General features: G+C 72.7%; 25 protein-coding genes. 13 read left to right on the top strand and 12 right to left on the bottom strand.

The annotated features are described in order from the left end of the window. Positions 1 to 22 precede the first annotated feature (22 nt). Positions 23 to 577 (top strand): suppressor of fused domain protein, encoded by a 555-nt coding sequence (locus tag ABZW17_RS32625; protein WP_354822796.1) that lies wholly within the window; start codon positions 23 to 25, stop codon positions 575 to 577. Here ABZW17_RS32625 and ABZW17_RS32620 read toward each other — a convergent pair. From ABZW17_RS32620 to ABZW17_RS32610, 3 genes are all read right to left on the bottom strand, one after another. Then, on the bottom strand, positions 574 to 1107 hold the full coding sequence (locus ABZW17_RS32620) for a TetR/AcrR family transcriptional regulator (RefSeq protein WP_354822794.1): 534 nt from the start codon (positions 1105 to 1107) through the stop codon (positions 574 to 576). The genes ABZW17_RS32625 and ABZW17_RS32620 overlap by 4 nt on opposite strands. Continuing rightward, positions 1107 to 1910, bottom strand: a complete 804-nt coding sequence (locus ABZW17_RS32615; RefSeq protein ID WP_354822792.1) for an SAM-dependent methyltransferase — start codon at positions 1908 to 1910, stop codon at positions 1107 to 1109. Before ABZW17_RS32615 ends, ABZW17_RS32620 begins: the two co-directional genes overlap by 1 nt. 67 nt (positions 1911 to 1977) lie before the next feature. After that, on the bottom strand, positions 1978 to 2829 hold the full coding sequence (locus ABZW17_RS32610; RefSeq protein ID WP_354822790.1) for a LysR substrate-binding domain-containing protein: 852 nt from the start codon (positions 2827 to 2829) through the stop codon (positions 1978 to 1980). Between the two features lie 82 nt (positions 2830 to 2911). Between ABZW17_RS32610 and ABZW17_RS32605 the strand changes: the two genes are divergently transcribed. Then, the gene (locus ABZW17_RS32605; protein WP_354822788.1) at positions 2912 to 3799 is read left to right on the top strand and encodes an MBL fold metallo-hydrolase; all 888 of its coding nucleotides are present in this window, start codon (positions 2912 to 2914) and stop codon (positions 3797 to 3799) included. 6 nt (positions 3800 to 3805) lie between these two features. Here ABZW17_RS32605 and ABZW17_RS32600 read toward each other — a convergent pair whose 3' ends face one another. Then, entirely contained in the window at positions 3806 to 5338 is a 1533-nt protein-coding gene (locus tag ABZW17_RS32600) for an NAD(P)/FAD-dependent oxidoreductase (protein ID WP_354822786.1), read from the bottom strand. Positions 5339 to 5620: 282 nt separating this feature from the next. Between ABZW17_RS32600 and ABZW17_RS32595 the strand changes: the two genes are divergently transcribed. From ABZW17_RS32595 to ABZW17_RS32585, 3 genes are all read left to right on the top strand, one after another. Next, positions 5621 to 6586, top strand: coding sequence for an RIO1 family regulatory kinase/ATPase (locus ABZW17_RS32595; protein WP_354822784.1), 966 nt, complete (start codon positions 5621 to 5623; stop codon positions 6584 to 6586). Between the two features lie 323 nt (positions 6587 to 6909). Next, positions 6910 to 8496: a DEAD/DEAH box helicase gene (locus ABZW17_RS32590; protein WP_354822782.1), complete on the top strand. Its 1587-nt coding sequence runs from the start codon at positions 6910 to 6912 to the stop codon at positions 8494 to 8496. Between the two features lie 99 nt (positions 8497 to 8595). Continuing rightward, positions 8596 to 9771, top strand: a complete 1176-nt coding sequence (locus tag ABZW17_RS32585) for an 8-amino-7-oxononanoate synthase (RefSeq protein ID WP_354822781.1) — start codon at positions 8596 to 8598, stop codon at positions 9769 to 9771. Here the strand turns inward: ABZW17_RS32585 and ABZW17_RS32580 are convergent. From ABZW17_RS32580 to ABZW17_RS32565, 4 genes are read right to left on the bottom strand one after another with little or no spacing between them, the layout of a single operon-like run. Beyond that, complete coding sequence (locus tag ABZW17_RS32580; RefSeq protein WP_354822779.1) at positions 9768 to 10607, bottom strand: NAD(P)H-binding protein; 840 nt, start codon at positions 10605 to 10607, stop codon at positions 9768 to 9770. The two genes, ABZW17_RS32585 and ABZW17_RS32580, sit on opposite strands and share 4 nt — an antisense overlap. Further along, the gene (locus ABZW17_RS32575) at positions 10604 to 11158 is read right to left on the bottom strand and encodes a TetR family transcriptional regulator (RefSeq protein ID WP_354822777.1); all 555 of its coding nucleotides are present in this window, start codon (positions 11156 to 11158) and stop codon (positions 10604 to 10606) included. The genes ABZW17_RS32580 and ABZW17_RS32575 overlap by 4 nt, the downstream gene beginning before the upstream one ends. A 36-nt stretch (positions 11159 to 11194) precedes the next feature. Further along, the gene (locus ABZW17_RS32570; protein WP_354822775.1) at positions 11195 to 11629 is read right to left on the bottom strand and encodes a GNAT family N-acetyltransferase; all 435 of its coding nucleotides are present in this window, start codon (positions 11627 to 11629) and stop codon (positions 11195 to 11197) included. Positions 11630 to 11646: 17 nt separating this feature from the next. Next, positions 11647 to 12471 carry a serine protease gene (locus tag ABZW17_RS32565; RefSeq protein WP_354822773.1) on the bottom strand — a complete coding sequence of 275 codons (825 nt, stop codon included), beginning with the start codon at positions 12469 to 12471 and terminating at the stop codon, positions 11647 to 11649. Between the two features lie 165 nt (positions 12472 to 12636). On the opposite strand from ABZW17_RS32565, the gene ABZW17_RS32560 reads away from it, so the two are divergent. Both ABZW17_RS32560 and ABZW17_RS32555 read left to right on the top strand, forming a co-directional pair. Next, on the top strand, positions 12637 to 13479 hold the full coding sequence (locus ABZW17_RS32560; RefSeq protein WP_354822771.1) for a M15 family metallopeptidase: 843 nt from the start codon (positions 12637 to 12639) through the stop codon (positions 13477 to 13479). Between the two features lie 96 nt (positions 13480 to 13575). After that, positions 13576 to 14970, top strand: a complete 1395-nt coding sequence (locus ABZW17_RS32555; RefSeq protein WP_354822769.1) for a mycothione reductase — start codon at positions 13576 to 13578, stop codon at positions 14968 to 14970. 7 nt (positions 14971 to 14977) lie between these two features. Here ABZW17_RS32555 and ABZW17_RS32550 read toward each other — a convergent pair whose 3' ends face one another. Beyond that, positions 14978 to 16195, bottom strand: a complete 1218-nt coding sequence (locus ABZW17_RS32550; protein WP_354822767.1) for an MFS transporter — start codon at positions 16193 to 16195, stop codon at positions 14978 to 14980. Between the two features lie 48 nt (positions 16196 to 16243). On the opposite strand from ABZW17_RS32550, the gene ABZW17_RS32545 reads away from it, so the two are divergent. From ABZW17_RS32545 to ABZW17_RS32525, 5 genes are all read left to right on the top strand, one after another. Then, positions 16244 to 16927 (top strand): FadR/GntR family transcriptional regulator, encoded by a 684-nt coding sequence (locus tag ABZW17_RS32545; RefSeq protein ID WP_354822765.1) that lies wholly within the window; start codon positions 16244 to 16246, stop codon positions 16925 to 16927. Positions 16928 to 17008: 81 nt separating this feature from the next. After that, positions 17009 to 17500, top strand: a complete 492-nt coding sequence (locus tag ABZW17_RS32540) for a hypothetical protein (protein WP_354822763.1) — start codon at positions 17009 to 17011, stop codon at positions 17498 to 17500. Positions 17501 to 17555: 55 nt separating this feature from the next. Then, positions 17556 to 18398 carry a DUF4097 family beta strand repeat-containing protein gene (locus tag ABZW17_RS32535; protein ID WP_354822761.1) on the top strand — a complete coding sequence of 281 codons (843 nt, stop codon included), beginning with the start codon at positions 17556 to 17558 and terminating at the stop codon, positions 18396 to 18398. Between the two features lie 26 nt (positions 18399 to 18424). Further along, entirely contained in the window at positions 18425 to 19381 is a 957-nt protein-coding gene (locus ABZW17_RS32530; RefSeq protein WP_354822759.1) for an ATP-binding cassette domain-containing protein, read from the top strand. Then, positions 19381 to 20184, top strand: a complete 804-nt coding sequence (locus ABZW17_RS32525) for an ABC transporter permease (protein ID WP_354822757.1) — start codon at positions 19381 to 19383, stop codon at positions 20182 to 20184. The genes ABZW17_RS32530 and ABZW17_RS32525 overlap by 1 nt, the downstream gene beginning before the upstream one ends. On the opposite strand, the gene map is transcribed toward ABZW17_RS32525, so the two are convergent. From map to ABZW17_RS32510, 3 genes are all read right to left on the bottom strand, one after another. Beyond that, the gene (gene map / locus ABZW17_RS32520; RefSeq protein WP_354822755.1) at positions 20185 to 21042 is read right to left on the bottom strand and encodes a type I methionyl aminopeptidase; all 858 of its coding nucleotides are present in this window, start codon (positions 21040 to 21042) and stop codon (positions 20185 to 20187) included. A gap of 23 nt (positions 21043 to 21065) precedes the next feature. Beyond that, positions 21066 to 22859, bottom strand: a complete 1794-nt coding sequence (locus tag ABZW17_RS32515; protein WP_354822753.1) for a penicillin-binding transpeptidase domain-containing protein — start codon at positions 22857 to 22859, stop codon at positions 21066 to 21068. A 62-nt stretch (positions 22860 to 22921) separates the two neighbouring features. Next, on the bottom strand, positions 22922 to 23776 hold the full coding sequence (locus ABZW17_RS32510) for a GNAT family N-acetyltransferase (RefSeq protein ID WP_033261790.1): 855 nt from the start codon (positions 23774 to 23776) through the stop codon (positions 22922 to 22924). A gap of 99 nt (positions 23777 to 23875) precedes the next feature. Between ABZW17_RS32510 and ABZW17_RS32505 the strand changes: the two genes are divergently transcribed. After that, the gene (locus tag ABZW17_RS32505) at positions 23876 to 24082 is read left to right on the top strand and encodes a DUF4177 domain-containing protein (RefSeq protein ID WP_103353678.1); all 207 of its coding nucleotides are present in this window, start codon (positions 23876 to 23878) and stop codon (positions 24080 to 24082) included. The last annotated feature ends 132 nt before the right edge of the window (positions 24083 to 24214 follow it).

Here is a 24214-nt window from a genome sequence, read left to right as displayed (position 1 = left end):
GGCCGGTCGTATGCTGCGCGCCATGCCGAGCCGTGCCGAGCGGTATGTCGCCCATCTCGACACCCTGACCGGGTCCACCCAGCCCCGGCTGCAGCCCATCCCGTCGACCCGGGCCGGGCTCGACGACGTCATCGCGTTCGTCTACGCCGACGAACCCGAACCGCGCTACCTGACCGGCGCGACCTACGGCCTCTCCCTGGCCGACCACGCCGACTGGCACGGCGTGAAACCCGAGCTGTGGATCAGCGTCCGCTCCGACGACCCGGTCTGGGCGCTGGCCATCGGCTACCTCGCCGAGCAGCTGCGCGGCACCTGCCCGTTCGTCTACGGCGACACCATCGACTTCGGGCAGCCGATCGCCCCGGAGTCGGCGATGACGGCGTTCGCGGTCTCGGCGCCCGCGGGCCTCGACGCGCACCAGTACACGCTGATCGACATCGGCGGCGCGCCGATCAGCATCGCCGGCTGCTACCCGGTGCACGACACCGAGCGGAAGTACATCCGCGAGCACGGCATCGACGCGTTCTGGCAGCTGGACTGGGATCTCTACGACGTCCGCCGCCCACCGGTGGTCTAGGCCTCACGCCGCACGAGTTCGCGGACCGCGGCGACGAACGCCTCGGCGTCCAGGTCGTCGTCCCACGAGGCCTGCAGCAGCAGCCCCTGGTAGATGGCCACGAGCACCCGGATCACGGCGTCCGGCGCGACGTCCCCGAACGCCTCCCGCTGGTCGTCGACGCCTTGGCGGGCGAGGGCGCGGATCCGGGGTTCGCGGACGGTCTCGGCCCACGCCTGCATGCCGAGGTTGCGCCGCTGCGCCGCGTCCGGGGCGGCGATGTCCCGCAAGAGGCCGAGGTAGGCGGCGAACGGATCGGCGGCGGCCTCCAGACCGGCGGCCCGGGACGTGTGCCACTCGCCGACGATCGCGAGGATCATGTCGTCCTTGCCGGTGAAGTACCGGTAGATCAGCCCGGCGGACAGCCCGGACTCCTTGACGATGTCCTGCATGGACGTGCGGTGGAACCCGTTGCGGGCGAAGCAGGCGGCCGCGGCTTCGAGGATTTGACGGCGGCGGCCCGCCAGGTGCTCCTCGCTGACCCTGGGCATTACCGGACCACCGCCCACGCGATCCGGTAGAACCCGGCAGCGGGCTCGTCCCGGTGGTAGCGGGCGGCGGCTTCCTCCGCCGTCAGGTCGCCCCGCAGATCCAAGCCGCGTTCGGCCAGGTAGGCGGGCACGTCGGCGGGCCGGAAGCCGAACGTCCACGGCTCGCCCACCTTCGCCACCACCCGGTGCCAGGCGGTGTCGGCGTCGAGCGCCGCGCGGTCGACGTAGGTGAAGATGATCGTGCTGCCCGGCGCGGTGATCGTGACGAGGTCGCGGAGGGTCGTGTCGACGGCCTCTTCGGTGAGGTAGTTGGTGACGCCCTCCCAGACGACCGCCGTGCGCTTGGCCGGAAATCCGTCAAGTGCCCGGACGAGCCGGTCGGTGGCGAGGTCGACGGGCACGTACCGGACGTGCGGCCGGTCGGCGACGCGCTTGCGTTTGGCCCGCTGGGTCAGCGGGTGGTCCACCTCGTAGGTGATCGGCATGCCGGGAAGGCGGTGGGCGCGGCTGTCGTAGCCGGCCCCCAGCAGCAGGACCTGGTCCGGTTCGGCTTCGGTGAGCAGGTCGTCGATCAGCCGGGTGCGGGCGACGGCGGACGTGCGCGGGCCGCCCGGGTAGCGGTGGTCGATGACCCGCGCGATGCCGTGGCCGAGCGGCCGGAGGGCCGCGGACCGCACGAGCCAGCGGTAGCGGGCCGGCAGGAACCGGATGGCGAGGTCGTCGGCGAAGAGCCGGTCGCGGCGCCGGGTTTCGAGGGCGCGGAACAGGGCGACGTGCTCGGCGGTCCGGCTGGCGGTGCGCATGCCGCCAGCATAATGAATGAACGTTCGTTTTTCTATGGGTATGCCTCAGCGAGGGCCGGGGCGCCCTTCAGCCGCGGTACGCGGCCGTCGCGATCCGGGCGAACGCGCGGATCAGCGGGCTGGTGTCGCCGTCGCGCCACGCGACCACGACCGGGTTCGGGGCCATCCCGGACAGCGGCACCACGACCAGCTCCCCCGGCGGGTGGTGCCCGAGCGGCATCAGCCCGACGGTGCCGTTCCACAGCACCGCCTGCAGGCACTCCTGGACCGCCCGTACCACCGGCCCTTCACGGGGTTCGCCGCCGTGCCAGTACGCCTGCCAGCGTGCGTCGGTGCCGTCCGGGAAGCGGAACCAGCGGCGCCCGGCCAGGTCGGCCAGGGCCAGCCGGTCACGGCCGGCCAGCGGGTCGTCGGCGCGCAGGACCGCACCCACCGGGTCTGCCCGCAGCCGGTGTACCGCCAGGCCCGTCTCGTCGAACGGCCCGCGGGTCAGCGCGACGTCGACCAGCCCGGCGCGCAGGCCGCACGTCGGATCGGTCAGGTCGGCGTCGCGCACGCGCACCTTGACCTCCGGGTGCGCCCGCCGGTACGCATCGGCGAGCCGAGCCGCACCCGGGTCGTCACCGTCGCCGAGGAGGCCGACGGTGAGCGTGGGGACGCCCGCCGCCGTGGCCACGCGCACGCGGGCCCGGTCGGCCTGGTCCAGCAGCACCCGCGCCTCGGCCAGCAGCGCCGCGCCCGCCGGGGTGAGCGTGACCCCCGCGGCGGAGCGCAGCAACAGCACGGCGCCGACGTCGGTCTCCAGCTGCTTGATCGCCCGGCTCAGCGGCGGCTGGCTCATGTGCAGCCGCGCGGCCGCCCGGCCGAAGTGGAGTTCCTCGGCGACCGCGACGAAGTACCGCAGCGTGCGCAGCTCCATGACCGGCGACGATAGGCGCCCGGTATCGGCGCCACCGAACCGGTCTTGGACGGCCGCGCCCGGACGGCGGTGGAATCGGGGCATGACCGAACTGACCGACCCCGCCGTGCGCGTCACCGGCGCCCGGGAGATCGCCCCCGACCTGCTGGTGATCCCGAACGACCGGGTCGACCTCGTGCCCAACATCGGCGTCGTGGGCGGCACCGAAGCCGTCCTCGTCGTCGACACCGGCATCGGCACCGCCAACGCGGAGCAGGTGCTCGCCTTCGCGCGCGAAGTCGCGAAGGGCCGCCGCCTGTACCTGACCACGACGCACTTCCACCCCGAGCACGCGTTCGGCGCGCAGGTGTTCGCCGGCGAAGCCACCTACCTGGTCAACCGCGGCCAGGCCGAAGACCTGGCCACCAAGGGCCCGGGCTACCTGGAGCTGTTCCGGGGCCTCGGCGAGGTGGTCGCGCGCCGCCTCGAGGGCGTGCACTTGCCCGCACCCGACCTCGTCTACGACGGCGGGTACGACCTCGACCTCGGCGGCCGGACCGTCCGGCTGCGCCCCACCGGACAAGGCCACACGAAGGGCGACCAGGTCGTCGAGGTCCCGGACGCCGGCGTCCTGTTCACCGGCGACCTGGCCGAGACCGGGCAGTTCGCGATCTTCCCGTGGTTCCCGCCGCACGACACCGACGTTTCGGGCGTCGGCTGGCTGGCGGTCCTCGACCGGCTGGCCGCCGCCGGGCACCGGGTGGTGGTTCCCGGGCACGGAGAGGTCGGTGGCGGGGCGGTGCTCACCGACGTCCGTGCCTACCTGCGGGAACTGCGCGACGAGACCTGGCAGCGGCGGGACTCGGCGATGGGCGTGGACGAAATCACCGCCGAGGTCCGTGCGCTGCTCGTCGAGCGCCACCCGGACTGGGCCGGCCGGGAGTGGATCGAGCCGGGCGTCGCGTGCCTGTGCACCGAACACGACGCCTGACCCGGATCACTCCGTGCCGAGCACGGCCATCGCCGCGTTGTGGCCGGGAATGCCGCTGACTCCACCTCCTCTCATCGCTCCCGCGCCACAGAGCAGGATGCGCTCGTGCGCTGTCTCCACGCCCCAGCGGCCGGCTTGCGCCGGGTCCTCCGCGAAGGGCCAGGAGAGGTCCCGGTGGAAGATGTGCCCCGCCGGGAGGCCCAGCTCGGCTTCCAGGTCCAGCGGGGTTTTGGCTTCCACACAGGGTTTTCCGTCCGGCCCGGACAGCAGGCAGTCCTCGATCGGTTCGGCCAGCACACTGTTCAGCGAAGCCAGCGTCGCGCGCAACGCCGCTTCACGCGCCTCTTCGTTGCGCCCCTCGAAGAGCCGCGCCGGCATGTGCAGGCCGAACAGGGTGAGGGTGTGCCTTCCGGCCGCGCGTTCGGCCGGGCCGAGGATCGACGGATCCGTCAACGAATGGCAGTAGATCTCGCAGGGCGGCAGCGTGGGGATCCGGCCCGCCGCCGCCTCGCGGTACGCCGTCTCCAGCTGCGTGAAGGTTTCGCTGACGTGGAAGGTGCCCCCGAACGCCTCGGCCGGATCGACGTCCGGGTCACGCAGCCTCGGCAGCCGCGTCAGCACCATGTTCACCTTGAGCTGGGCGCCCTCCGGCCGGATCGGGGGCGCTTCGCCCAGCAGCCTCGCCAGCGTCGCCGGCGCGACGTTGGCGAGGAGGTGCCCGCCCCGGACGGCGAACTCGGTGTCGCCACGCCGGTAGCGCACCTCGCCGTCCGGATCGACCGCGAGCACTTCCGCGCCGGTGAGCAGGCGCGCGCCCGCCGCCGACGCGACCGCCGCGAGCGAACCGGTGACCGCGCCCATGCCGCCGACCGGGACGTCCCAGTCGCCGGTGCCGTTGCCGATCACGTGGTAGAGCAGGCACCGGTTCTGGCGCAGGTCCTCGCCGTCCGCCGGGGCGAACGTGCCGATCAGCGCGTCGGTGAGCACCACGCCGCGCACCGTGTCGTCGCCGAAGAACGACGTGAGCGCTTCGCCGATCGGCCGTTCGAACAGCAGGGACCACGCCTCGGCGTCACCGATCCGCGCGCGGAAGTCCCCTTCGGACAGCAGTGGTTCGGTGAGCGTGCCGAACGCGCGCCCGGCGACGCGCCCGGTCAGCTCGTAGAACCGCTGCCACGCCGGGAAGTCCGAAGTGGACCCGGTGACCGCCCGGAACGAAGCCGCCGTCCGGACGGCGTCTTCGTTGTCGACGAGAAGACCGGTGCCGCCCGACGGGGTGTAGGACGACATCCGGCGCCGTCGCAGCTCCACGTCGAGGCCGAGGTCGGCCACGATCTTCTTCGGCAGCAGGCTGACCAGGTACGAGTAGCGCGAAAGCCGGACGTCCACGCCCTCGAACGCGCGGAACGAGACGGCGGCGCCACCGGTCTCCTCCCGTTGTTCGAGCACGAGCACCGACCGGCCCGACCGCGCCAGGTACGCGGCCGCGACCAGGCCGTTGTGCCCGCCTCCGACGATCACCACGTCGTAGGTCCGCATCCACCCTCCTCCGGTCCGCCTGCCCTTTCATCGTGACCACGCCGCGGGGCCGAATTCAAGGAAACGTCACAAATACTCCTTTCGCGGCGCCTCCGCGAAATCCGGTTGCGCCGCCGCGAACCGCTCCGGCATCCTGAGCGAACCCGGCAGGGAGCCGGTGCGGTGAGAACGGGAGGTGCCTGACGTGATGACTGTCCGGGCCTTTTCGCGCCCTCACCCACCCGCCCCCCGAGGCTGACCACGCGCCCGGTGGGGCATCCCCGATCGAGGAGAAACCCACCAGTGCGCCAGCACGACTTCGAAGACCAGGAACTGTTCGACGATCACCCTTCCCGCCGTCGCGAAGCGCGTTCGCGGCGGCGCGGGCGGCTCGAAGAGCCCGAACCCACGCGCCGCGGCCGGCTGACCGAAGGCGAACGCGTCCGGCTCGCGAAACTGCGCGACGACGCCTACACCGAACGGCAGTTGCCCGACGGCGCCGACCGCTGGTCCACCTGGGACGACGCCGAACACGGCCCGCTCCCCCGGCCGGACTGGGTCGTCACCGAGCTCGCCGCGGTCGACACCGACCTCGGCGTCCTCAAGACCGGCAAGGAGGCCGACGTCCACCTGCTGCGGCGGGGCCTGCCCGGCACCCCGGGCACGCTGCTCGCCGCGAAGCGGTACCGCAGCGACGAACACAAGCTGTTCCACCGCGACGCGGGCTACCTCGAAGGACGGCGGATGCGCCGGTCCCGCGAGAACCGCGCGATGGCGCAGCGCAGCGCGTTCGGCCGCAACCTCATCGCCGAACAGTGGGCGGTGGCGGAGTTCGCCGCGCTGAGTCGCCTGTGGACGCTCGGCGCGCCGGTGCCGTACCCCGTTCAGCGCAACGGAACGGAACTGCTGCTCGAGTTCCTCGGCGAAGACGACGGCACCGCCGCGCCCCGGCTGGCCCAGCTCCGCCCGGACCCGGACGAGCTGCGGGACCTGTGGTTCCAGGCGACCGCGGTGCTCGACCTGCTCGCCTCCGAGGGGCTCGCGCACGGCGACCTCTCGGCGTACAACGTGCTGGTGCACCGGGGCCGGCTGGTGGTGATCGACCTGCCCCAGGTCGTCGACGTCGTGGCCAACCCCGGCGGCGTCGAATTCCTGGCCAGGGACGTGCGCAACCTGGCCGGCTGGTTCCACGGGCGCGGCCTCGGCGAGCACGTCACGAACACCGGGGAACTGCTGGCCGAGCTCGTTTCCGCGGCCGGGATCGGGTGATTCCGCGGCGGCGTCGCGGCTGTGGTGCGGAACACGGCTGCGACGCCGCCCACAACCGGTGACCTCGATGCGTAGTCCCAGCTCCGGCTCGGGTACAGTGAACACAGACCGCAACCGGCGGCGTGGATGAGTTGGTGTCCGTCGCCTCCAGAGCCACCGAATGGCTCGCGGTGATCCGTAACCCAAGCGGCGCGCAGTGTCGGCAAGCGATGACACGGTGTGCCGGGTCCGTCCCTGTGAACGCCCATCGCACACCATCTTGCCCTGCCTGCGCGCGGGCAGCCCGGGCCTCCCTTGCGACGAACCACGTCCGAGAGGCATTTGTGACAGTCACGTTCAACTCCGGCCACTCCTCGACGTCCGCCCGCGCGGGCCGTCCCGACCACCAGCCGCGCCAGCGGCCTGCGGGCGGCGACATGCTGCGCGACGACGCCGTCGAGACCGTGGCCACCAAGACGTTCGCCCAGCTGGGCCTGCCGGAGCCGCTGCTCCGCGCGCTCGCCGAGGCGGGCATCAACGAGCCCTTCCCGATCCAGTCCGCGACCATCCCGGACGCGCTGGCCGGCCGCGACGTGCTGGGCCGCGCCCAGACCGGTTCCGGCAAGACCCTCGCCTTCGGCCTGGCCATGCTGGCCCGGCTCGACGGCGGCAAGGCCCGCCCGAAGCGTCCCCGCGCGCTCATCCTGGTCCCGACCCGCGAGCTGGCCATGCAGGTCGCCGACTCGCTGACCCCGCTGGCCAAGTCGCTCGGCCTGTGGTGCCGCACGGCCGTCGGCGGCATGGCCTTCGCCCGCCAGGCGGACGCCCTGTCCCGCGGCGTCGACCTGCTGATCGCCACCCCGGGCCGGCTGTCGGACCACGTCCGCCAGGGCACCGCGCACCTGGGCGACTGCAACTTCATCGCCCTCGACGAGGCCGACCAGATGGCGGACATGGGCTTCATGCCGCAGGTCCGCGAGATCCTCGACCTCACCCCGCCGGGCGGGCAGCGGCTGCTGTTCTCCGCGACCCTCGACGGTGACGTCAACCGCCTGGTCAAGCAGTACCTGACCGACCCGGTCACGCACTCGGTCGCGCCGTCGACCGCCAGCGTGACGACCATGGACCACCACGTGCTCCAGGTCTCGCACCAGGACAAGCAGGACGTCATCACGCAGATCGGCGCCCGCGAGGGCCGCACGATCATGTTCGTGCGCACCAAGCACCACGTCGACCGCCTCGCCGAGCGCCTGCGCGAGCAGGGCGTGAACGCGGCGGCCCTGCACGGCGGGAAGACGCAGGGGCAGCGCAACCGCGTCCTCGCGGACTTCAAGGAGGGCTACACCCCGGTGCTCGTCGCCACGGACGTCGCCGCGCGCGGCATCCACGTGGACGACATCTCGCTGGTCCTGCACGTCGACCCGGCCGCCGACCACAAGGACTACCTGCACCGCGCCGGCCGTACCGCGCGCGCCGGGGCGTCCGGCGTGGTCGTCACGGTGGCAACGCACGACCAGCGCCGGATGGTCCGCCGGCTGACCGACCGCGCCGGCGTGCGCGCGGAGTCGACGACGGTCCGCCCGGGCGACGCCGAGCTGTCCCGCATCACCGGCGCCCGCGAGCCCAGCGGCGAGCCGGTCGTCGAACGGCGCCGCGAGAGCCCGCGCCGTGGCGGTGGCGGCGGCTTCCGCGGTGACCGTGGCTTCGGCGGTGGCCGGGGTGGCGAGCGCGGCGGTTCCTACCGCGGCGAGCGCGGCCACGGCGACCGTGACCGCGGTGGCGAGCGTGGCGGCGAGCGGGGTGGTTACCGCGGCGGCGACCGCGAAGGCCGTCCCGCCGGCTTCGGCGGCCGCAGCCGTCAGCCCCGCTCGGGCAACGGCGGTGGCTACGGCCGCCCGAGCCGTGGCCCGCGTCGCGGCTACGACAGCTGAGTTGTTCCTTCGGAAGCCCCGGACCGCGCGGTCCGGGGCTTCCGGCGTTTCCGGGCCCGCTTGGCGGCGGCGACGGGGCCGGATGGGAGACTGCGGGACGTGACTACGCCGCCGACGCCCCCGCCCGACGAGGTTTTCGACTGGCTCGACGCCGAGGCGGAGAAGCGGGCGAACGCGGGTCTCGTGCGGCAGCTGCGGCCGCGTCCCGCGCAGGCCGACGAGCTGGATCTGGCCGGCAACGACTACCTCGGGCTGGCTCGCGACAAGCGCGTCGCCGGGGCCGCCGCGGCCGCCGCGCTGCGCTGGGGCGCCGGGTCGACCGGGTCCCGGCTGGTCACCGGGTCGACCGAGCTGCACACCGAGCTGGAGCTGGAGCTCGCCCGGTTCTGCGGCGCGCAGGCGGCGCTGGTGTTCTCCTCCGGCTTCGCCGCGAACCTCGGCGCGGTGACGGCGCTGTCCGGGTCCGAGTCCGCGATCGTCACCGACAAGTACATCCACGCGTCGCTGATCGAGGGCTGCCGGCTGTCGCGGGCCGACGTGGCCGCGGTCGCGCACTCGACACCGTCGGCGATCAAGCACGCGCTCGCCACCCGGCGGAAGCCGCGCGCGCTGGTCGTGACCGACTCGGTGTTCTCGGTCGACGGCGACCTGGCCCCGCTCGGCGAGCTGGCCGGCCTCTGCCGTGAGCACGGCGCCGCGCTTTTGGTGGACGACGCGCACGGGTTCGGCGTCCTGGGTGAAGGCGGCCGGGGCGCGGTCCACGCGGCCGGGCTGTCGGGCGCGCCCGACGTCGTCACGACGTTGACGCTCTCGAAGTCCCTCGGCGCCCAGGGCGGGGCCGTGGTCGGGCCGCGGCGGGTGATCAAGCACCTGATCGACACGGCTCGCAGCTTCATCTTCGACACCGCGTTGGCGCCCGCGAGCGCCGCGGCCGCGCTGGCGGCGTTGCACGCGCTGAAGGAGGAGCCCGGTCTGGCGGAAAAGGTCGTGGAGAACGCGGGCAACCTGGCGATGTCGTTGAAGGCGGCCGGGTTGAAGGCGAGCCTGCCGGACGCCGCGGTCATTTCGGTGCAGGCGCCGTCCGCGGAGACGGCCGTCGCGTGGGCGGCGGCGTGTGCGGAGCAGGGCATCCGGGTCGGGTGCTTCCGGCCGCCGTCGGTGCCGGACGGCATCTCGCGGCTGCGGCTGACCGCGCGGGCCGACCTCACGGAGTCCGATGTGGACCGTGCGGTGAAGGTGATCACCGCGACCGCCCCGCGGGGCGCGACGGTCTAAGCCAGCTCGTCCGCGACCGGTCGCGGTTCCCGGCCGAGGAGTTCGCCCAGCCGGGGGCCGGTTTCCGCGAAATCGCCCCGCCGCGCGGCGGTGAAGAACGTCAGCAGCATCCGGGCCATGGCTTCGGGCGCGCCGGCCGCGACGCGATCGGCGACCCACTGTCCGTCGTCGACGACCACGCGTTCGACCTTGCGACCGGTGCGGTCGGCGGCGATCGCGGTGAGGTCCTCGAAGGTGACGGCGGTGCGCGAAGTGAGGGTGACGGGACCGTCGACCGGGCTTCCGGCGAGGAGCACCGCGGCCGCTTCGGCGGCGTCCGTGCGGTGGGTCCACGAGACCGGGCCGTCTTCGGGTGCCGCGATCTCGCCGGTCTCCTGCCACGGACCGAGCAGCCACCCGAGGCTGTGGGCGTAGAACCCGTTGCGCAACGACGTCCAGGCGACGCCGCAACCGGCGAGGATCTCCTCGGTGGCCGCGTGGTCCCGGGCCGGCGCGAACGCGCTGTCCGGACGCACGTTCTGGTGGCTGGTGTAGAGGATCCGCCGGGCACCCTCAGCGACGGCGGCCTCGATCGCGGTGCGGTGCAGGGCGACGGCGTCGGCGGCCGGGTCGTTGGACGACACCAGCAGCACCTGGTCGGCGCCCTCGAACGAGGTACGCAGGGCGGCGGGGTCTTCGTAGGAGCCGGGCCGCACCCGGACGCCGCGCTCGGCGAAGGACCGGGCCTTCGCGACGTCGCGCACGCTGACGCCGATCTCGTCGGCCGGAACGCGGGTGAGCAGGTGCTCGACGGTGGCGCCGTTCAGGGCGCCGGTCGCGCCGGTGACCACGATCATCGCGGGCGTTCCTCCTTCAGCAGGGGCAGCAGGATGTCGTCGACGAGGTGTTCGAGGAACGGCTCGTCCACCGGCTCGCCGGCTACAACCAGCCGGTGGACGAGCAGCGCCGGGACGATCTCGGCGAAGAGCGCGGCACCGCGTGGGTCCAGCAGCGGGTGCCGGGTCATCGCGGCCTGGTCGCGGTGCAGGATCCGCCGCATCGCCGCGGCGAGGTCCGGGTCACCGCGCATCCCGGCGAAGAGCGCGCCGAGCAGCCCGGCTTCCTGCTCGGCGATTTCCCGCGCGAGCCAGGTCGCGGTGTCCAGGAGGGCGCCGCGGAGGTCGCCGGCCGAGGGGTCGGGTGGGGTTCCGCCCGCGCGGCGGTCGACGGCCGCGGCGACCAGCGCGGCCTTGCCCGGGTAGCGGCGGTAGATCGTCGCCTTCCCCACCCCGGCCGCCGCCGCGACGGCTTCGATCGACAACCGGTCGTAGCCGACGTCGATCAGCAGCTTCAGCGTCGCGTCGAAGATGGCGACGTCGCGGCCGGCGTCCCGAGGTCGTCCTGGCATGGCCCGCCTTTCAATACGAAACAGGTCCGTATCGTATCAGGCCGGGCGGCGGCGCATGCGGATGTGCGGGATCCCGTCGTCGTCGGTGTACTCCGCGCCTTCCGCGACGAACCCGTAGCGCGCGTAGAAGCCCTGGACGTACGTCTGGGCGTCCAGGACGTACTCGCCCGGCACCGTCAGGGCCGCGTCCATCAGCCGGGCCGCCAAGCCCTGGCCGCGGGCGGACGCCGCCGTCACCACGCGGCCGATGCGGCGGACGCCGTCCGGGTCGAGCAGCACCCGCAGGTAGGACGTGACCCCGCCGGCGTCCGCGAACCACAGGTGCCGGGTGTCCGGGAGCAGGTCACGTCCGTCGAGCTCGGGGTACGCGGCCTTCTGCTCCACGACGAACACGTCGACGCGCAGGCGGAGGATGTCGTGCAGCTGGGCGGCGGTCAGCTCCGGACCGGTCGCGTCGTGCAGGGTCGGCATACCCCTGCTTAGCACGCTCAGCCGAGGAGACGCGGTTTGGCCTGGGCCTCGACCTCTTCGGCGTACGCCGAGACGCGCGTGTAGACGCCCGGCTTGCCCGCCTTCGCGCAGCCGTCACCGAAGGAGACGATGCCGATCAGCGTGTCGCCCACCACGAGCGGGCCGCCGGAGTCGCCCTGGCACGCGTCGACGCCGCCGTCGCGGTAGCCCGCGCACACCATGCTCCGCTGGTCGTAGACGTTGTAGTCGGAGCGGCATTCGCTGTCGGAGACCAGCGGGACCTGGGCGCTGCGCAGGTAGTCGGAGCGGGCGCCCCCGTCGGCGACGCGACCCCAGCCGAGCACGGTCGCCTGGGTGCCCGTGGCGTACACCTGCGCATCGTCCTTCGCAGGCAGCTTCGCCGGCCGGTAGTCGAGCTGGCCGCGGACGGTCAGCACCGCGATGTCCGCCCCCTGCGTCGGGTCGGTGTAGCCCTGGTCGACCCACACCTTCGAGACGCCGAGGACCTGGCCGTCACTGGTGCGCTTGTCTTCGCGGCCGGCCACCACGCGGATGTCCTGCTTCGCCACCGCCTTGGCGCAGTGCGCCGCCGTCGCGACCGCCGTGGAGCTCACGACCACCGCGCCGCAGAACTGGTTGCCGCCCGCGTCGGTCAGGTACACCGCGTACGGGTGGTCGGCGATCGACGCCTGGTTGCCGCCGACGATCCGCGCCTGGTTGCCGGACCCGGCGGCCCCGGGGGCCGCCGCCGCCGTGCCCGCCACGACCGGGACGGCGACCGCGGCGGCCGCGAGGAGCACACCGCTCGCGAGCAGCAGGGATCGACGGGACTTCACGGCCATGGGACGTTCTCCTCTTCGGCACAGCACGGAGCAAACACTCGGCACCCGGACGACTCCGGTGCGTGAACGACATGCGCTCATTACCCTAATCCGAGGGGGCCCAAAACGGTGTCACTGGAACGGGTGGACTCCGCGCGCTCCGGACGGTTCTGCCAAGCTGACCGGATGCGGCGGAGAGCGACGGCGGCGGGCGCGGTCCTGGCCTTCGCCGTGACAGCGTGCTCTTCAGCCGCCCCACCACCGGAACCCGCACCGACCACGCGCGCGCCGAGCACCGCGGCCGCGCGGCCGCCGGTGTCCGGCGCTCCCGCCGTCACCTGGCAGGTGGGTGCCCGGCCGCTCCGCCTCCGGCCCGACGGCTTCGGGGAAGTCGAGCCGACGCCACCCGAACTGGTGAACCGGGCACTTCCGACAAAAGACGTACTTCCCCCGCCCGCCGGGACCGGGTACGCGTCGACGATCAGCGCCGTGCCCGCCGACGTCCTCGCGCGCAGCACCTGGCAGCCCGCCTGCCCGGTCAAGGCCGGCGACCTCCGCTACCTGACGATGTCCTTCTGGGGCTTCGACGGCCGCGCGCACACCGGCGAAATGCTGGTGAACGCCTCCGGCGCGGCGGGCATCACGAAGGTCTTCGGACAGCTCTTCGCGGCGCGCTTCCCGCTCGAAGAGCTGCGCGTGACCAGCCCGGCCGAGCTCACCGCGCCGCCGACCGGGGACGGCAACTCGACCAGCGCGTTCGTCTGCCGCCCGGCCCGCGGGCAGACGACCTGGTCGGCGCACGCCTACGGGCTCGCCGTGGACGTCAACCCGTTCTGCAATCCGTACACCCAGGGCGATCTGGTGCTGCCCGAGCTGGCCTCGGCGTACGTCGACCGCGCGCGCCGGCGGCCCGGCATGGTCCTGGCCGGCGACGCGACCGTGCGCGCGTTCGCGGCGATCGGGTGGAGCTGGGGCGGGAGCTGGCACAGCCCGACCGACCGGATGCACTTCACCGCGACCGGCCACTGACCACGTAATACGACGTTAAGCACAGGAGGGAACACCCGTCTCGCGGAGACGGTTGGCTAGGGTGAATCGACCGGACACGGACCCGCGGAGGATGCAGTGCCCCACTACGACCTGGTGATCGTCGGGACGGGATCGGGGAACTCCATCCCCGGCCCGGGTTTCGCCGGCAAGAAGACGGCGATCGTGGAGAAGGGCACCTTCGGCGGCACCTGCCTCAACGTCGGCTGCATCCCGACGAAGATGTTCGTGTACGCCGCCGATGTCGCGTACACGCCTTCGCACAGCGCCAAGTACGGCGTCGACGAAGAGCTGAAGGGCGTGCGGTGGCGCGACATCCGCGACCGCATCTTCGGCCGCATCGACCCGATCGCCGCGGGCGGCGCGGAGTACCGCCGCAGCCACGAGGACAACGCGAACGTCGACGTCTACGAGGGCACCGGCCGCTTCACCGGCCGCAAGGAACTGCGCGTCAGCTTCACCGACGGCCGTCCGGACGAGGTGCTGACGGCCGACAGGTTCGTGCTCGCCGCGGGCGGGCGCCCGGTCATCCCGGACATCCCGGGGCTGGACGGCGTCGACTACCACACGTCCGACACCGTGATGCGGCTCGACGAGCTGCCGGAGCGCATCGTCATCCTCGGCGGCGGCTACATCGCGGCCGAGTTCGCGCACGTCTTCGCCTCCTTCGGCGTGCAGGTGACGCTGGTCAACCGCTCCGGCCGCCTGCTGCGTTCGGAGGACGAGGACGTCAGCGCGCGCTTCACCGAGCTGGCCGCCGAACGGTTCGACGTCCGGCTGGAGCGCAAGACCGTCCGGGCGCGCAAGACCGAGAGCGGCGTCGCGCTGGACCTGGAAGGGCCGCAGGGCGCGGAAACCGTCGAGGGCGACGTCCTCCTGATCGCCACCGGCCGCAGGCCGAACTCCGACCTGCTCGACGTCGCGGCGACCGGCGTGACCACAATGGACAGTGGGCACGTCGTGGTCGACGACCACCAGGAAACCGTCGTCGAGGGCATCTACGCGCTCGGCGACCTGTCGTCGCCGCACGAGCTGAAGCACGTCGCGAACCACGAAGCCCGCGTCGTGCAGCACAACCTGCTGCACCCGGACGAGCGGATCACCGCCGACCACCGGTTCGTGCCGCACGCCGTCTTCACCCACCCGCAGGTCGCGTCGGTCGGGCTGACCGAGCAGAAGGCGCGCGAGCTCGGAGTGTCCTATGTGGTCTCGAAGCAGGATTACGCCGGGATCGCCTACGGCTGGGCGATGGAGGACACGACGGGCTTCGCGAAGCTCCTGGCCGACCCGGCGACCGGGCAGCTGCTCGGCGCGCACATCATCGGCCCGCAGGCGTCGTCGGTGATCCAGCCGCTCATCCAGGCGATGAGCTTCGGCCTCGACGCGCGGAGCATGGCGCGCGGCCAGTACTGGATCCACCCGGCGATGCCGGAGCTGGTCGAGAACGCGCTGCTCAACCTGCCCCTGGACTGACGCGGGTTCAGACGAAGCGGTGACGGCCGGCGAGGGCGCCGAACACCGCCTGGACGCCGAGCAGGGCGAGCAGCATCCCGAGCGGGACCGTCCAGCCGCCGGCCACGTCGTGCAGCAGGCCGAACAGGAACGGCCCGAGCGCGGCGAACAGGTAGCCGAAGCCCTGTGCCATGCCGGACAGCCGGGCGGTGTCCGCGCCGGTCCGCGCCCGCAGCGCGATCACCGTCAGGCCGAGGGAGAACACGCTCATCCCCAGGCCGACGAGGATGCTCCACAGCAGGGGCGACCACGACGGCGCGAGCATCAGCCCGGTGGTCCCGGCGACGCCGAACACGCTCAGCCCGATGATCCACGGGCTCTGGCCGCGCTGCCGGGCCGCCATCGGCGCCACGACGAGGCTGATCGGCACGGCGATCAGGGAGACCAGGCCGAACAGCAGGCCGGCGTCGTCGCGCGGCACGCCGGCGTCCATCAGCACCTGCGGGAACCAGCCCATCGCCGCGTAGGCGTAGAACGCCTGCAGGCCGAAGAAGCCGGTGACGATCCAGGCCAGCCGGTTGCGCAGCAGCGACCGGCCGGCTTCGGTGCCGTCGGCGGGGCGCGGGGGCCGTCCGGTGCCGCGGGCGGCGAGGAGCCAGGCCAGCAGCGCGACGACGGCCAGGATGGCCCAGCCGCCGAGGGCCGGGCGCCAGCCGCCGAGCGCGTCGCCGAGGCGCGGCGTCACCGCGGACCCGAGGGCGCCGCCGCCCTGCAGGGCCGCGGTGTAGACGCCGGTCAGCAACCCGATGCGAGCGGGGAACGAGTCCTTGATGACGACCGGGATGAGCACGTTGATCAGGGCGATCCCGGCGGTCGCCACGAGCGTGCCGCCGAGCACCACGGCGGGTCCGTCGAGCACGCGCAGCACGAGCCCGGCGGCGAGCGCCGCCAGCGCGACCGCGATGGCGGCACCGATCCCGGCCCGGCGCGCGAGCAGCGGCGCGGCCAGCCCGGCGCCGGCGAAGCAGAGCGTCGGCAACGTCGTCAGCACGCCGGCCCAGACGACGGAGGTGCCCAGGTCGGCGCGCATTTCGGCGAGCATCGGCCCGACGCCGGTGATGGCCGGGCGCAGGTTGAGCGCGGTGAGCACGACGGCGACCGCGAGCAGCGCCCCGGCGGCGACCACGCCCGGCGTCCGGACTCCGACGGCGCCGTCCAGGTCGGGTTCACGGTGTTCGACGGGCATGCCCGCTACTATCGCATACGTAGGATGATTGGATGAAGGGATAAACCTGTGCCTCTGGCCACCACGCGCCGGACCGGCCTCGTCGACCAGGTCATCGAGCAGCTGCGGACCGCGGTCACGCAGGGCGAATGGCCGATCGGCGAACGCATCCCCACCGAGACCGAGCTGGTCGAGCAGCTCGGCGTCGGGCGCAACACCGTCCGCGAAGCCGTGCGCGCGCTCGCGCACACCGGGCTGCTGGAGGTCCGGCAGGGCGACGGCACCTACGTCCGCGCCACGAGCGAGGTGTCCGGCGCGATCCGCCGGCTCTGCGGCTCGGAGCTGCGCGAGGTCCTGCAGGTCCGGCGGACGCTGGAGGTCGAAGGCGCGCGGCTCGCGGCCGTCGAACGGACCGAAGAAGAGGTCGCCGGGCTGCGGGCCCTGCTCGCCCGCCGCGAGACCGACCTGCGCGCGGGCCGCTGGCAGGACTTCGCCCGCACGGACGCCGAGTTCCACTGCGCGGTCGTCCGCGCCGGGCACAACACGCTGCTGACCGAGCTCTACCGCGGGCTGACGGAGGTCATCACGGCCAGCGTCGCGGCGACGTCCAGCATCACGCCGGGCGCGGACCACGTGCCGGAAATCGGCCACGAGGGTCTCGCCGAGGCCATCGCCGACCGCGACCCGGACCGCGCGGCCGCCGAGGCGTGTGGCTTCCTGGACGAGCTACTGTCCCGCGTTGAACGCCTCTGACCTGCGGATTCACGCTCTGATGACCCCTAAGGGTGCCATTTCAGGGTTGTCGTGGCACCACCGTGGTGCCATATTTGTGCCATGGACCTGACGCCCTTCGTGGACAGCCTCCGCCGCGAGTTCGCGGTAGCCGCCGAGGCGGCCGGCGAGGACGCTGTCACCCTGGCCGAGCGGCTGGCCTCCCCGCTGGAGTCCGCCATCCGGCTCACCTTGCTCGACGCGCTGTCGGCCGCGGCCGACGAGATCACCCGCGACCTCGCTCCCGGTTCCGTCGAAGTCCGCCTTCGCCGCCGCGAAGCGGAGTTCGCGGTTTCCGTGCCGGCGGCACCCGAACCGGCACCCGCCGAAGCACCACCGCCGCCGCCCGAGGCCGACGACGGCGCCGTCTCCCGGATCAACCTGCGGCTCCCCGACCAGCTGAAGCAGCGGGTCGAGGAAGCGGCGAGCCGGGAACGGCTCTCGATCAACGCCTGGCTCGTCCGGGCCGCGAACAACGCACTCGGCGCCGCCGCGAGCCGGACCACGCACCGCCGGTCCGCCTACGGCGAGAAGTACACCGGCTGGGTCCACTGACCCACCCGCTCTGACCAGCTCGAACACTTTCCCAGCACCCCAGGAGGGCGCAGCCATGCCTGTTTTCCCCACGCCCGAGCCGATCGCGGCCACCATCGACGTCAGCGTCGCCGACGTCCGGATCGTCGCCGGCGAGAGCGCGGAAACGACCGTCGAGATCATGCCGGCCGACCCGGGCGACAACGAGGACGTCAAGGCCGTCGCGAAGACCCGCGTCGAGTTCGCCGCCGGCGAGCTGCTGGTCAAGGGCCCGAAGTACGTCACCAAGCTCTGGGGCAAGGGCGGTGCCCTGCACGTCACCGTCGCACTGCCGGCCGGGTCGCAGATCACCGGCACCGCCGCGATGGGCGACTTCCGCGTCACCGGCCGGGTCGGGCCCAGCCGCTTCAAGACCTCCGTCGGCGACATCCACCTGGACGAAGGCGCCCGGCTGGAGGCGAGCACCGCCACCGGTGACGTCACCATCGAGCGGGCCACCGGGCACGCCGAGGTCGGCACCGGCTCCGGGCAGCTGCGGATCCGCGAGATCGACGGCAGCGCCGTGCTGAAGAACTCCAACGGCGAGACCCGCGTCGGCGAAGTGACCGGCGACCTGCGGGTCAACACCGCCAACGGCGACATCCTCGTCGACGTCGCCCACGCGGGCGTGCACGCCAAGACCGCCGCCGGCGACATCCGGCTCGGCGAGGTCGTGCGCGACCGGGTCGTCCTCGAGACCGCCGTCGGGGAGATCGAGATCGGCATCCGCGAGGGCAGTGCCGCGTGGCTCGAGCTGAACTCGCTGGTCGGTTCCGTGCACAACACGCTCACGCCGTCCGACGGGCCGGGTGGCACCACCGAGACCGTCGAGGTCAAGGCCCACTCCTACACCGGCGACATCGTCATCCGCCGGGCCTGAACACTCCACGAGACAAGGGGAAATCCATGCCGGACGCCATCGTGGCCGAGGGACTGGTCAAGAAGTACGGGAAGGTCACCGCGCTCGACGAGCTGTCGCTGCGGGTACCCGAGGGCACGGTGCTGGGGGTGCTCGGGCCGAACGGGGCCGGCAAGACCACCACCGTCCAGATCCTCACGACACTGCAGAAGCCGGACGCGGGCCACGCGACCGTCGCCGGGTTCGACGTCGTGAAGGACGCGCACGAACTGCGCTCGCACATCGGCGCTTCGGGGCAGTACGCCGCCGTCGACCAGGAGCTGACCGGAGCCGAGAACCTCGAGATGGTCGGGCGGCTGTACCACCTGGGCACCAAGCGGGCCAAGGCCCGCGGCCGGGAGCTGCTCGCCCGGTTCAGCCTCGAGGACGCCGCCGACCGCCCGGTGAAGGGCTACTCCGGCGGCATGCGGCGACGCCTCGACCTGGCGGGCGCGCTCGTGGCCAACCCGCCGGTGCTGTTCCTCGACGAGCCCACCACCGGGCTCGACCCGCGGGCCCGCACCGAGCTGTGGGACGTCATCACCGAGCTGGTCGCGGGCGGCACCACGCTGCTGCTGACCACGCAGTACCTGGAAGAAGCGGACCGGCTGGCCGACAGCATCGCCGTCGTCGACCACGGCCGCGTGATCGCCCGCGGCACGGCCGACGAGCTCAAGGACCTCGTCGGCGGCGAGCGGATCGAGCTGACCGTCGGCACGCACGACGACGTCCTGGTGGCCCGGCGCGCCCTTTCCCGGCTGGCCAGCGGCGAGCCGCAGGCCGAGGCGTTCCGGCTCACCGTGCCCGTGACCCACGGCGCGAAAGCGCTTACCGAAGCCCTGGCCCTGCTGGCCGCGGACGGCGTCGACGTTCGTGACGTCGGGGTCCGCCGCCCCACCCTCGACGACGTTTTCCTGTCCCTGACCGGTCACGAGGTGGCCGAGACCGTGAAGGAGGCCGTGTGATGAACGCGGTGCAGATGGCCGTCACCGACGGCGTGACCGTCGCCAAGCGCAACTCGATCAAGATCGTCCGGTCGCTGGACCTGCTCGGGTCCATCGTGTTCATGCCGGTGATGTTCGTGCTGCTGTTCGGCTACGTGTTCGGCAGCGTGATCGACATTCCCGGGATGTCCTACCGCGAGTTCATGCTGCCGGGGATCTTCGTCCTCGCGGTGGCGATGGGCAGCATCGTCACCGGCTACGGCCTCACCGACGACCTGCAGAAGGGCATCATCGACCGGTTCAGATCGCTGCCGATGTCCCCGGCGGCGGTGCTGATCGGCCGCACCACCGCGGACCTCATCCTGAACGTGACGAGCCTGCTGATCATGGGGCTCGTGGGGCTGCTGGTCGGCTGGCGCATCCACACCGGCGTCTTCGAAGCGCTGGCCGGCGTGCTCCTGCTGCTCGCGTTCGCCTACGCACTCTCGTGGGTGATGGGCACGCTGGGCCTGGCCGTGCGCAAGCCCGAGGTGTTCAACAACGTCTCGAGCGTGGCGATCTTCCCGCTGACGTTCCTGGCCAACACCTTCGTCGACAGCGGCCGCCTGCCGACGCCCCTGCGGGTGATCGCGGACTGGAACCCGGTCTCGGCGATCACGCAGGCGTCACGCGAGCTGTTCGGCAACACGAGCGCGGCGATGCCGGTGCACGACGCCTGGCCGATGCAGCACGCCGTGCTCGCGTCGGTGCTGTGGATCGCGCTGCTGCTGGCGATCTTCGTGCCGCTTTCGGTGCGCTGCTACAAGAAGGCCACCAGCCACTGATCAGGGCAGCGTGAGGATCTCGCTGCCGTCGGCCGTCACCACGAGGGTGTGCTCGAACTGGGCCGTCCACTTCTTGTCCTTCGTGGTGACGGTCCAGTCGTCGGCCCAGATGTCGTAGTCGATGGTGCCCAGGGTGATCATCGGCTCGATCGTGAAGGTCATGCCCTCCTCGATGATCGTGTCGACGGAGGGCTCTTCGTAGTGCAGGATCGTCGGCGGTGTGTGGAACGCCGGGCCGACGCCGTGGCCGGTGAAGTCGCGGACCACGCCGTAGCCGAAGCGCTTCGCGTAGGCCTCGATGACCCGGCCGATCACGTTCAGCTGCCGGCCGGGCCGGACCGCCTTGATCGCCCGCAGCGTCGCCTCGCGGGTGCGCTCCACCAGCAGGCGGGCCTCCTCGGAGACGTCGCCGGCCAGGAACGTCGCGTTCGTGTCGCCGTGGACGCCGCCGATGTAGGCCGTCACGTCGATGTTGCAGATGTCGCCGTCCTCGATCACCGTCGAGTCCGGGATGCCGTGGCAGATGACCTCGTTGAGCGAGGTGCAGCACGACTTAGGGAAGCGGCGGTAGCCCAGCGTCGAGGGGTAGGCGTGGTGGTCGAGCAGGAACTCGTGCACCACCTGGTCGATGTCGTCCGTGGTCGCGCCCGGCTTGACGGCCTTGCCGCCCTCTTCCAGGGCCTGGGCCGCGATGCGGCTCGCCACCCGCATCGCCTCGATCACCTCCGGCGTGCGCACGCCGTTGCCGGTGTCCCGCTTCGGCGCCGGCTTGTCCACGTACTCGGGACGGGCGATGGAGGTGGGGACGGCGCGGCGCGGCGTCTGGACGCCGGGAACGAGCGGGGCACGAACGGACATGCCTCCACCTTACGACGGCCCGCTCAGCCGATCCCCGTCAGGAACCGGTGCGCGGCCTGCACCGCCGGTTTGGACGAACCGGCGTCGGTCAGGAGGACGGCGAACGCCAGGTCGCCGCGGTAGCCGACGAACCAGCCGTGCGAGTGCGAGCCGTCGCCGAACTGGGCGGTGCCGGTCTTGCCGGCGACGTCGGGGATGTCCCGCAGCCCGGTCGCGGTGCCCGCCGTGACGACCTCGCGCATCATCCCGCGCAGCGCGTCGAGCACCTCGCCCGAAGGCGCGTCGCCGACGTTCTGCGTGCTCGCCGGCAGCCCCTTGACGATCGACGGCGTCGGCACCTTCCCGGCCTGCACGGTCGCCGCGGCCAGCGCCATGCCGAACGGGCTGACCACCACCCGGCCCTGGCCGAAGCCGTTTTCGGCGCGCTGGACGGCCGAATCGCTGGCCGGGACGTCACCGGTGACCGTGGTCAGGCCCGGGACCACGAAGTCGGCGCCGATGCCGAACGAACGGGCGGTGTCGGTCAGGGCCGGCGCCGGGAGGCCGGCGGCGAGCCGGGCGAAGGTCGTGTTGCAGGACCGCGCGAACGCCGTCTTCAACGGCACCCGGCCCAGGTCGAAGTGGCCTTCGTTCGGCACGACCCGGTTCTCGACCGTCGTGGAGCCGGGACAGTCCACGGGGCTGCCGGCGTCGACGTCCCCGGTGGCCAGCGCGGCCGCCGCCGTGACGATCTTGAACGTCGACCCGGGCGGGTAGCGCCCGGACAAGGCCAGCGAACCCTCCTCGTCCGCGGCGTCGTTCTGCGCCACGGCGAGGATGTCCCCGCTCGACGGCTGGATCGCGACCAGCGCGGCGGAGTACGGCTCGGGTTCGAGGGCCTTCTCGGCGGCGGCCTGGACCTTCGCGCTGAGCGTGCTCGTGACGGCCGGCGAGACCTTCGGCGCCTCGGCCTTGAGCTCGGACACCTCGCCGCCGGTGACGTCGCGGGTGACGATCCGCCAGCCCGCCGCACCGGCCAGCTGCTGCTCGACCAGCGCGCGGATGCCCGGCAGCACCTGCTGCCCGGACCCGCGGGTCACCGGCAGCAGCCGCTCCTGGCTGGCGAACCGGACGCCGGGCAGGTCGTAGATCACCGGCTTGACGCGCTGGTAGTCCCCGGCGCGCAGGGTGATCACCGGGTAGGCGTCGCCGGGCTTGGTCCTGCTCATCCCGTCCAGCACCGACCGGCCGGTCACCGACGGCTCGTACCGGTGCAGCGCCTTGGCGAGCGACCCGGCGACGGCGTTCGCGTTGCCGGTCTTCTGCGGGTCGACGACCACGCCGATCACGGTCTGCGGGCGCATCAGCGGCACGCCGTCGCGGTCGAGCACCGGCGCCGTCTCCGGCAGCTGCGGCAGCATGCCCAGGGTCTGGCCGACGGCCAGCTGCGGGTGCACGACCGTCGGCTGCCAGTGCACCTGCCAGCCGTCCTCGGCCGCCCGCAGCTGGGCGTCGGCACGGTAGGACCAGGTGCGGCCGTGCGGCAGGTGCCAGGTCAGCCGGTAGCCCGCGGTCACGACGTCACCCTCGGGCTGTTTCACCTCTTCGTCGTCGACGTCGAGCGACTCGGGGTCGAGCACGCCGCGGACCTGGCTCAGGACGGTCTTCGCGGCCTCGGGCGAGTCGGTGTTCGCCGCCGCCGCGGCGACGTCCCCGGACGCGACGGCGTCCAGGAAGGCGGAGAGGGCGTCCTCGGGACCGTCGCCCGAGCACCCGGCCGTGGTCGCGGCGAGGAGCAGCAGCACCGCGAGCGCACCGCGGCGTCGACGTGCACTCATGGCCGGATGATGCCTGGTCAGAGCGGGTGTCCCGGCCTCGAAACACCGCCACGGAAGAGTGGTTAGAACAGCACCGTCGCGTACTGGCCGACCTGCTTGAAGCCGATCTTGCGGTAGGCCGCGAGGGCCGGGGTGTTGAAGGCGTTGACGTAGAGGCTGGCGGTGCGGCCCAGACCGCGGACGAGTCGGTTGACCACCGCGGCGGTGCCGGCGGTGCCGAGCCCGTCACCCCGGCGGTCCGGGTGCACCCAGACGCCCTGGATCTGCCCGACGGTCGCCGACATGGCCCCGATCTCGGCCTTGAAGACGACCTCGCCGTTCTCGAAGCGGGCGAACGCGCGCCCGGCGCCGATGAGCTCGGTGACGCGGGCGCGGTAGCTGGCGCCGCCGTCCCCGCTGCGCGGGTCGACGCCGACCTCTTCGATGAACATCGCAACGGCCGCGGGCAGGTACCGCTCGAGTTCGTCCGGCCGGACGGGCCGGACCAGCGGGTCGGCGGCCACGAGCGGGGTGCTGTCCAGCGCCATCAGCGGCTGGTCGTCGCGGACTTCGCGGGCCGGGCCCCACTCGTCTTCGAGTTCGTCCCACAGGCCGAGGACCTGCTCGGCCGGGCCGACGAGCGAAGAGCAGGTGCGTTGCCGCCGGAGGGCGCGGTCGGCGAAGGAGCGCAGGGCGGGGGCGTTGCCCTTCAGCGGGATGAGGTTGGGCCCGGAGAAGCACAGCCCTTGGAGCCGTCCGGCGCGCACCGGACGGCTGTCGGCGGCCCAGAGCTCACCACCGAGCCGCCACGGATCGAGACCGGCAGCCTCGACCCGGGCGCTGACCATGCAGCTGCCCACGGGGTCCGCGGCCAGAGCGGCACGGACCGCCGGATAGTCCCGATCATCGAGCAGCCGTGCACCTGCAAGCCGCAACACGGGCTCCAGGGTGCCAGATCCGGGCGGTAAACGGAACGCGAGGCTGTCGACACGGTGAGATGAAGCGCCCAGGTCGGGACCGCGGGCAGGATGGTGGGCATGCAGCGGTACACGTACAAGGTCGTCGAGGTCCGGGAGAAGCTGCTCGGCGGCAAGATGTCGGGCGGCAAGCTGGAGAAGCTGCTGAACGACCACGCCGAGGACGGCTGGCAGCTGAAGGCGATCACGGCGACGGAGGTGAAGGGGCGGGTCGGGCCCGGCGGGGTCGACGGCCTGCTGGTGACCTTCGAGCGCCCGGTGCAGTAGGGCGCCGCCGCCCGCGCCCGGCAGCCCGACGCCGGTCGTGAGTGGTAAGGCGGCCGGAAAAGCCCCGGAACCCAAAACACCCAGCGGGCCCCGCCGGGGACGGCCGGGCGGGCCGGGGCGGGGGGAGGGGCG

The sequence above is a fragment of the Amycolatopsis sp. NPDC004625 genome (assembly GCF_040609695.1).
In the GTDB taxonomy this organism is placed as follows: Bacteria; Actinomycetota; Actinomycetes; order Mycobacteriales; family Pseudonocardiaceae; genus Amycolatopsis.
This window is presented reverse-complemented; position numbering and strand designations above follow the sequence as displayed.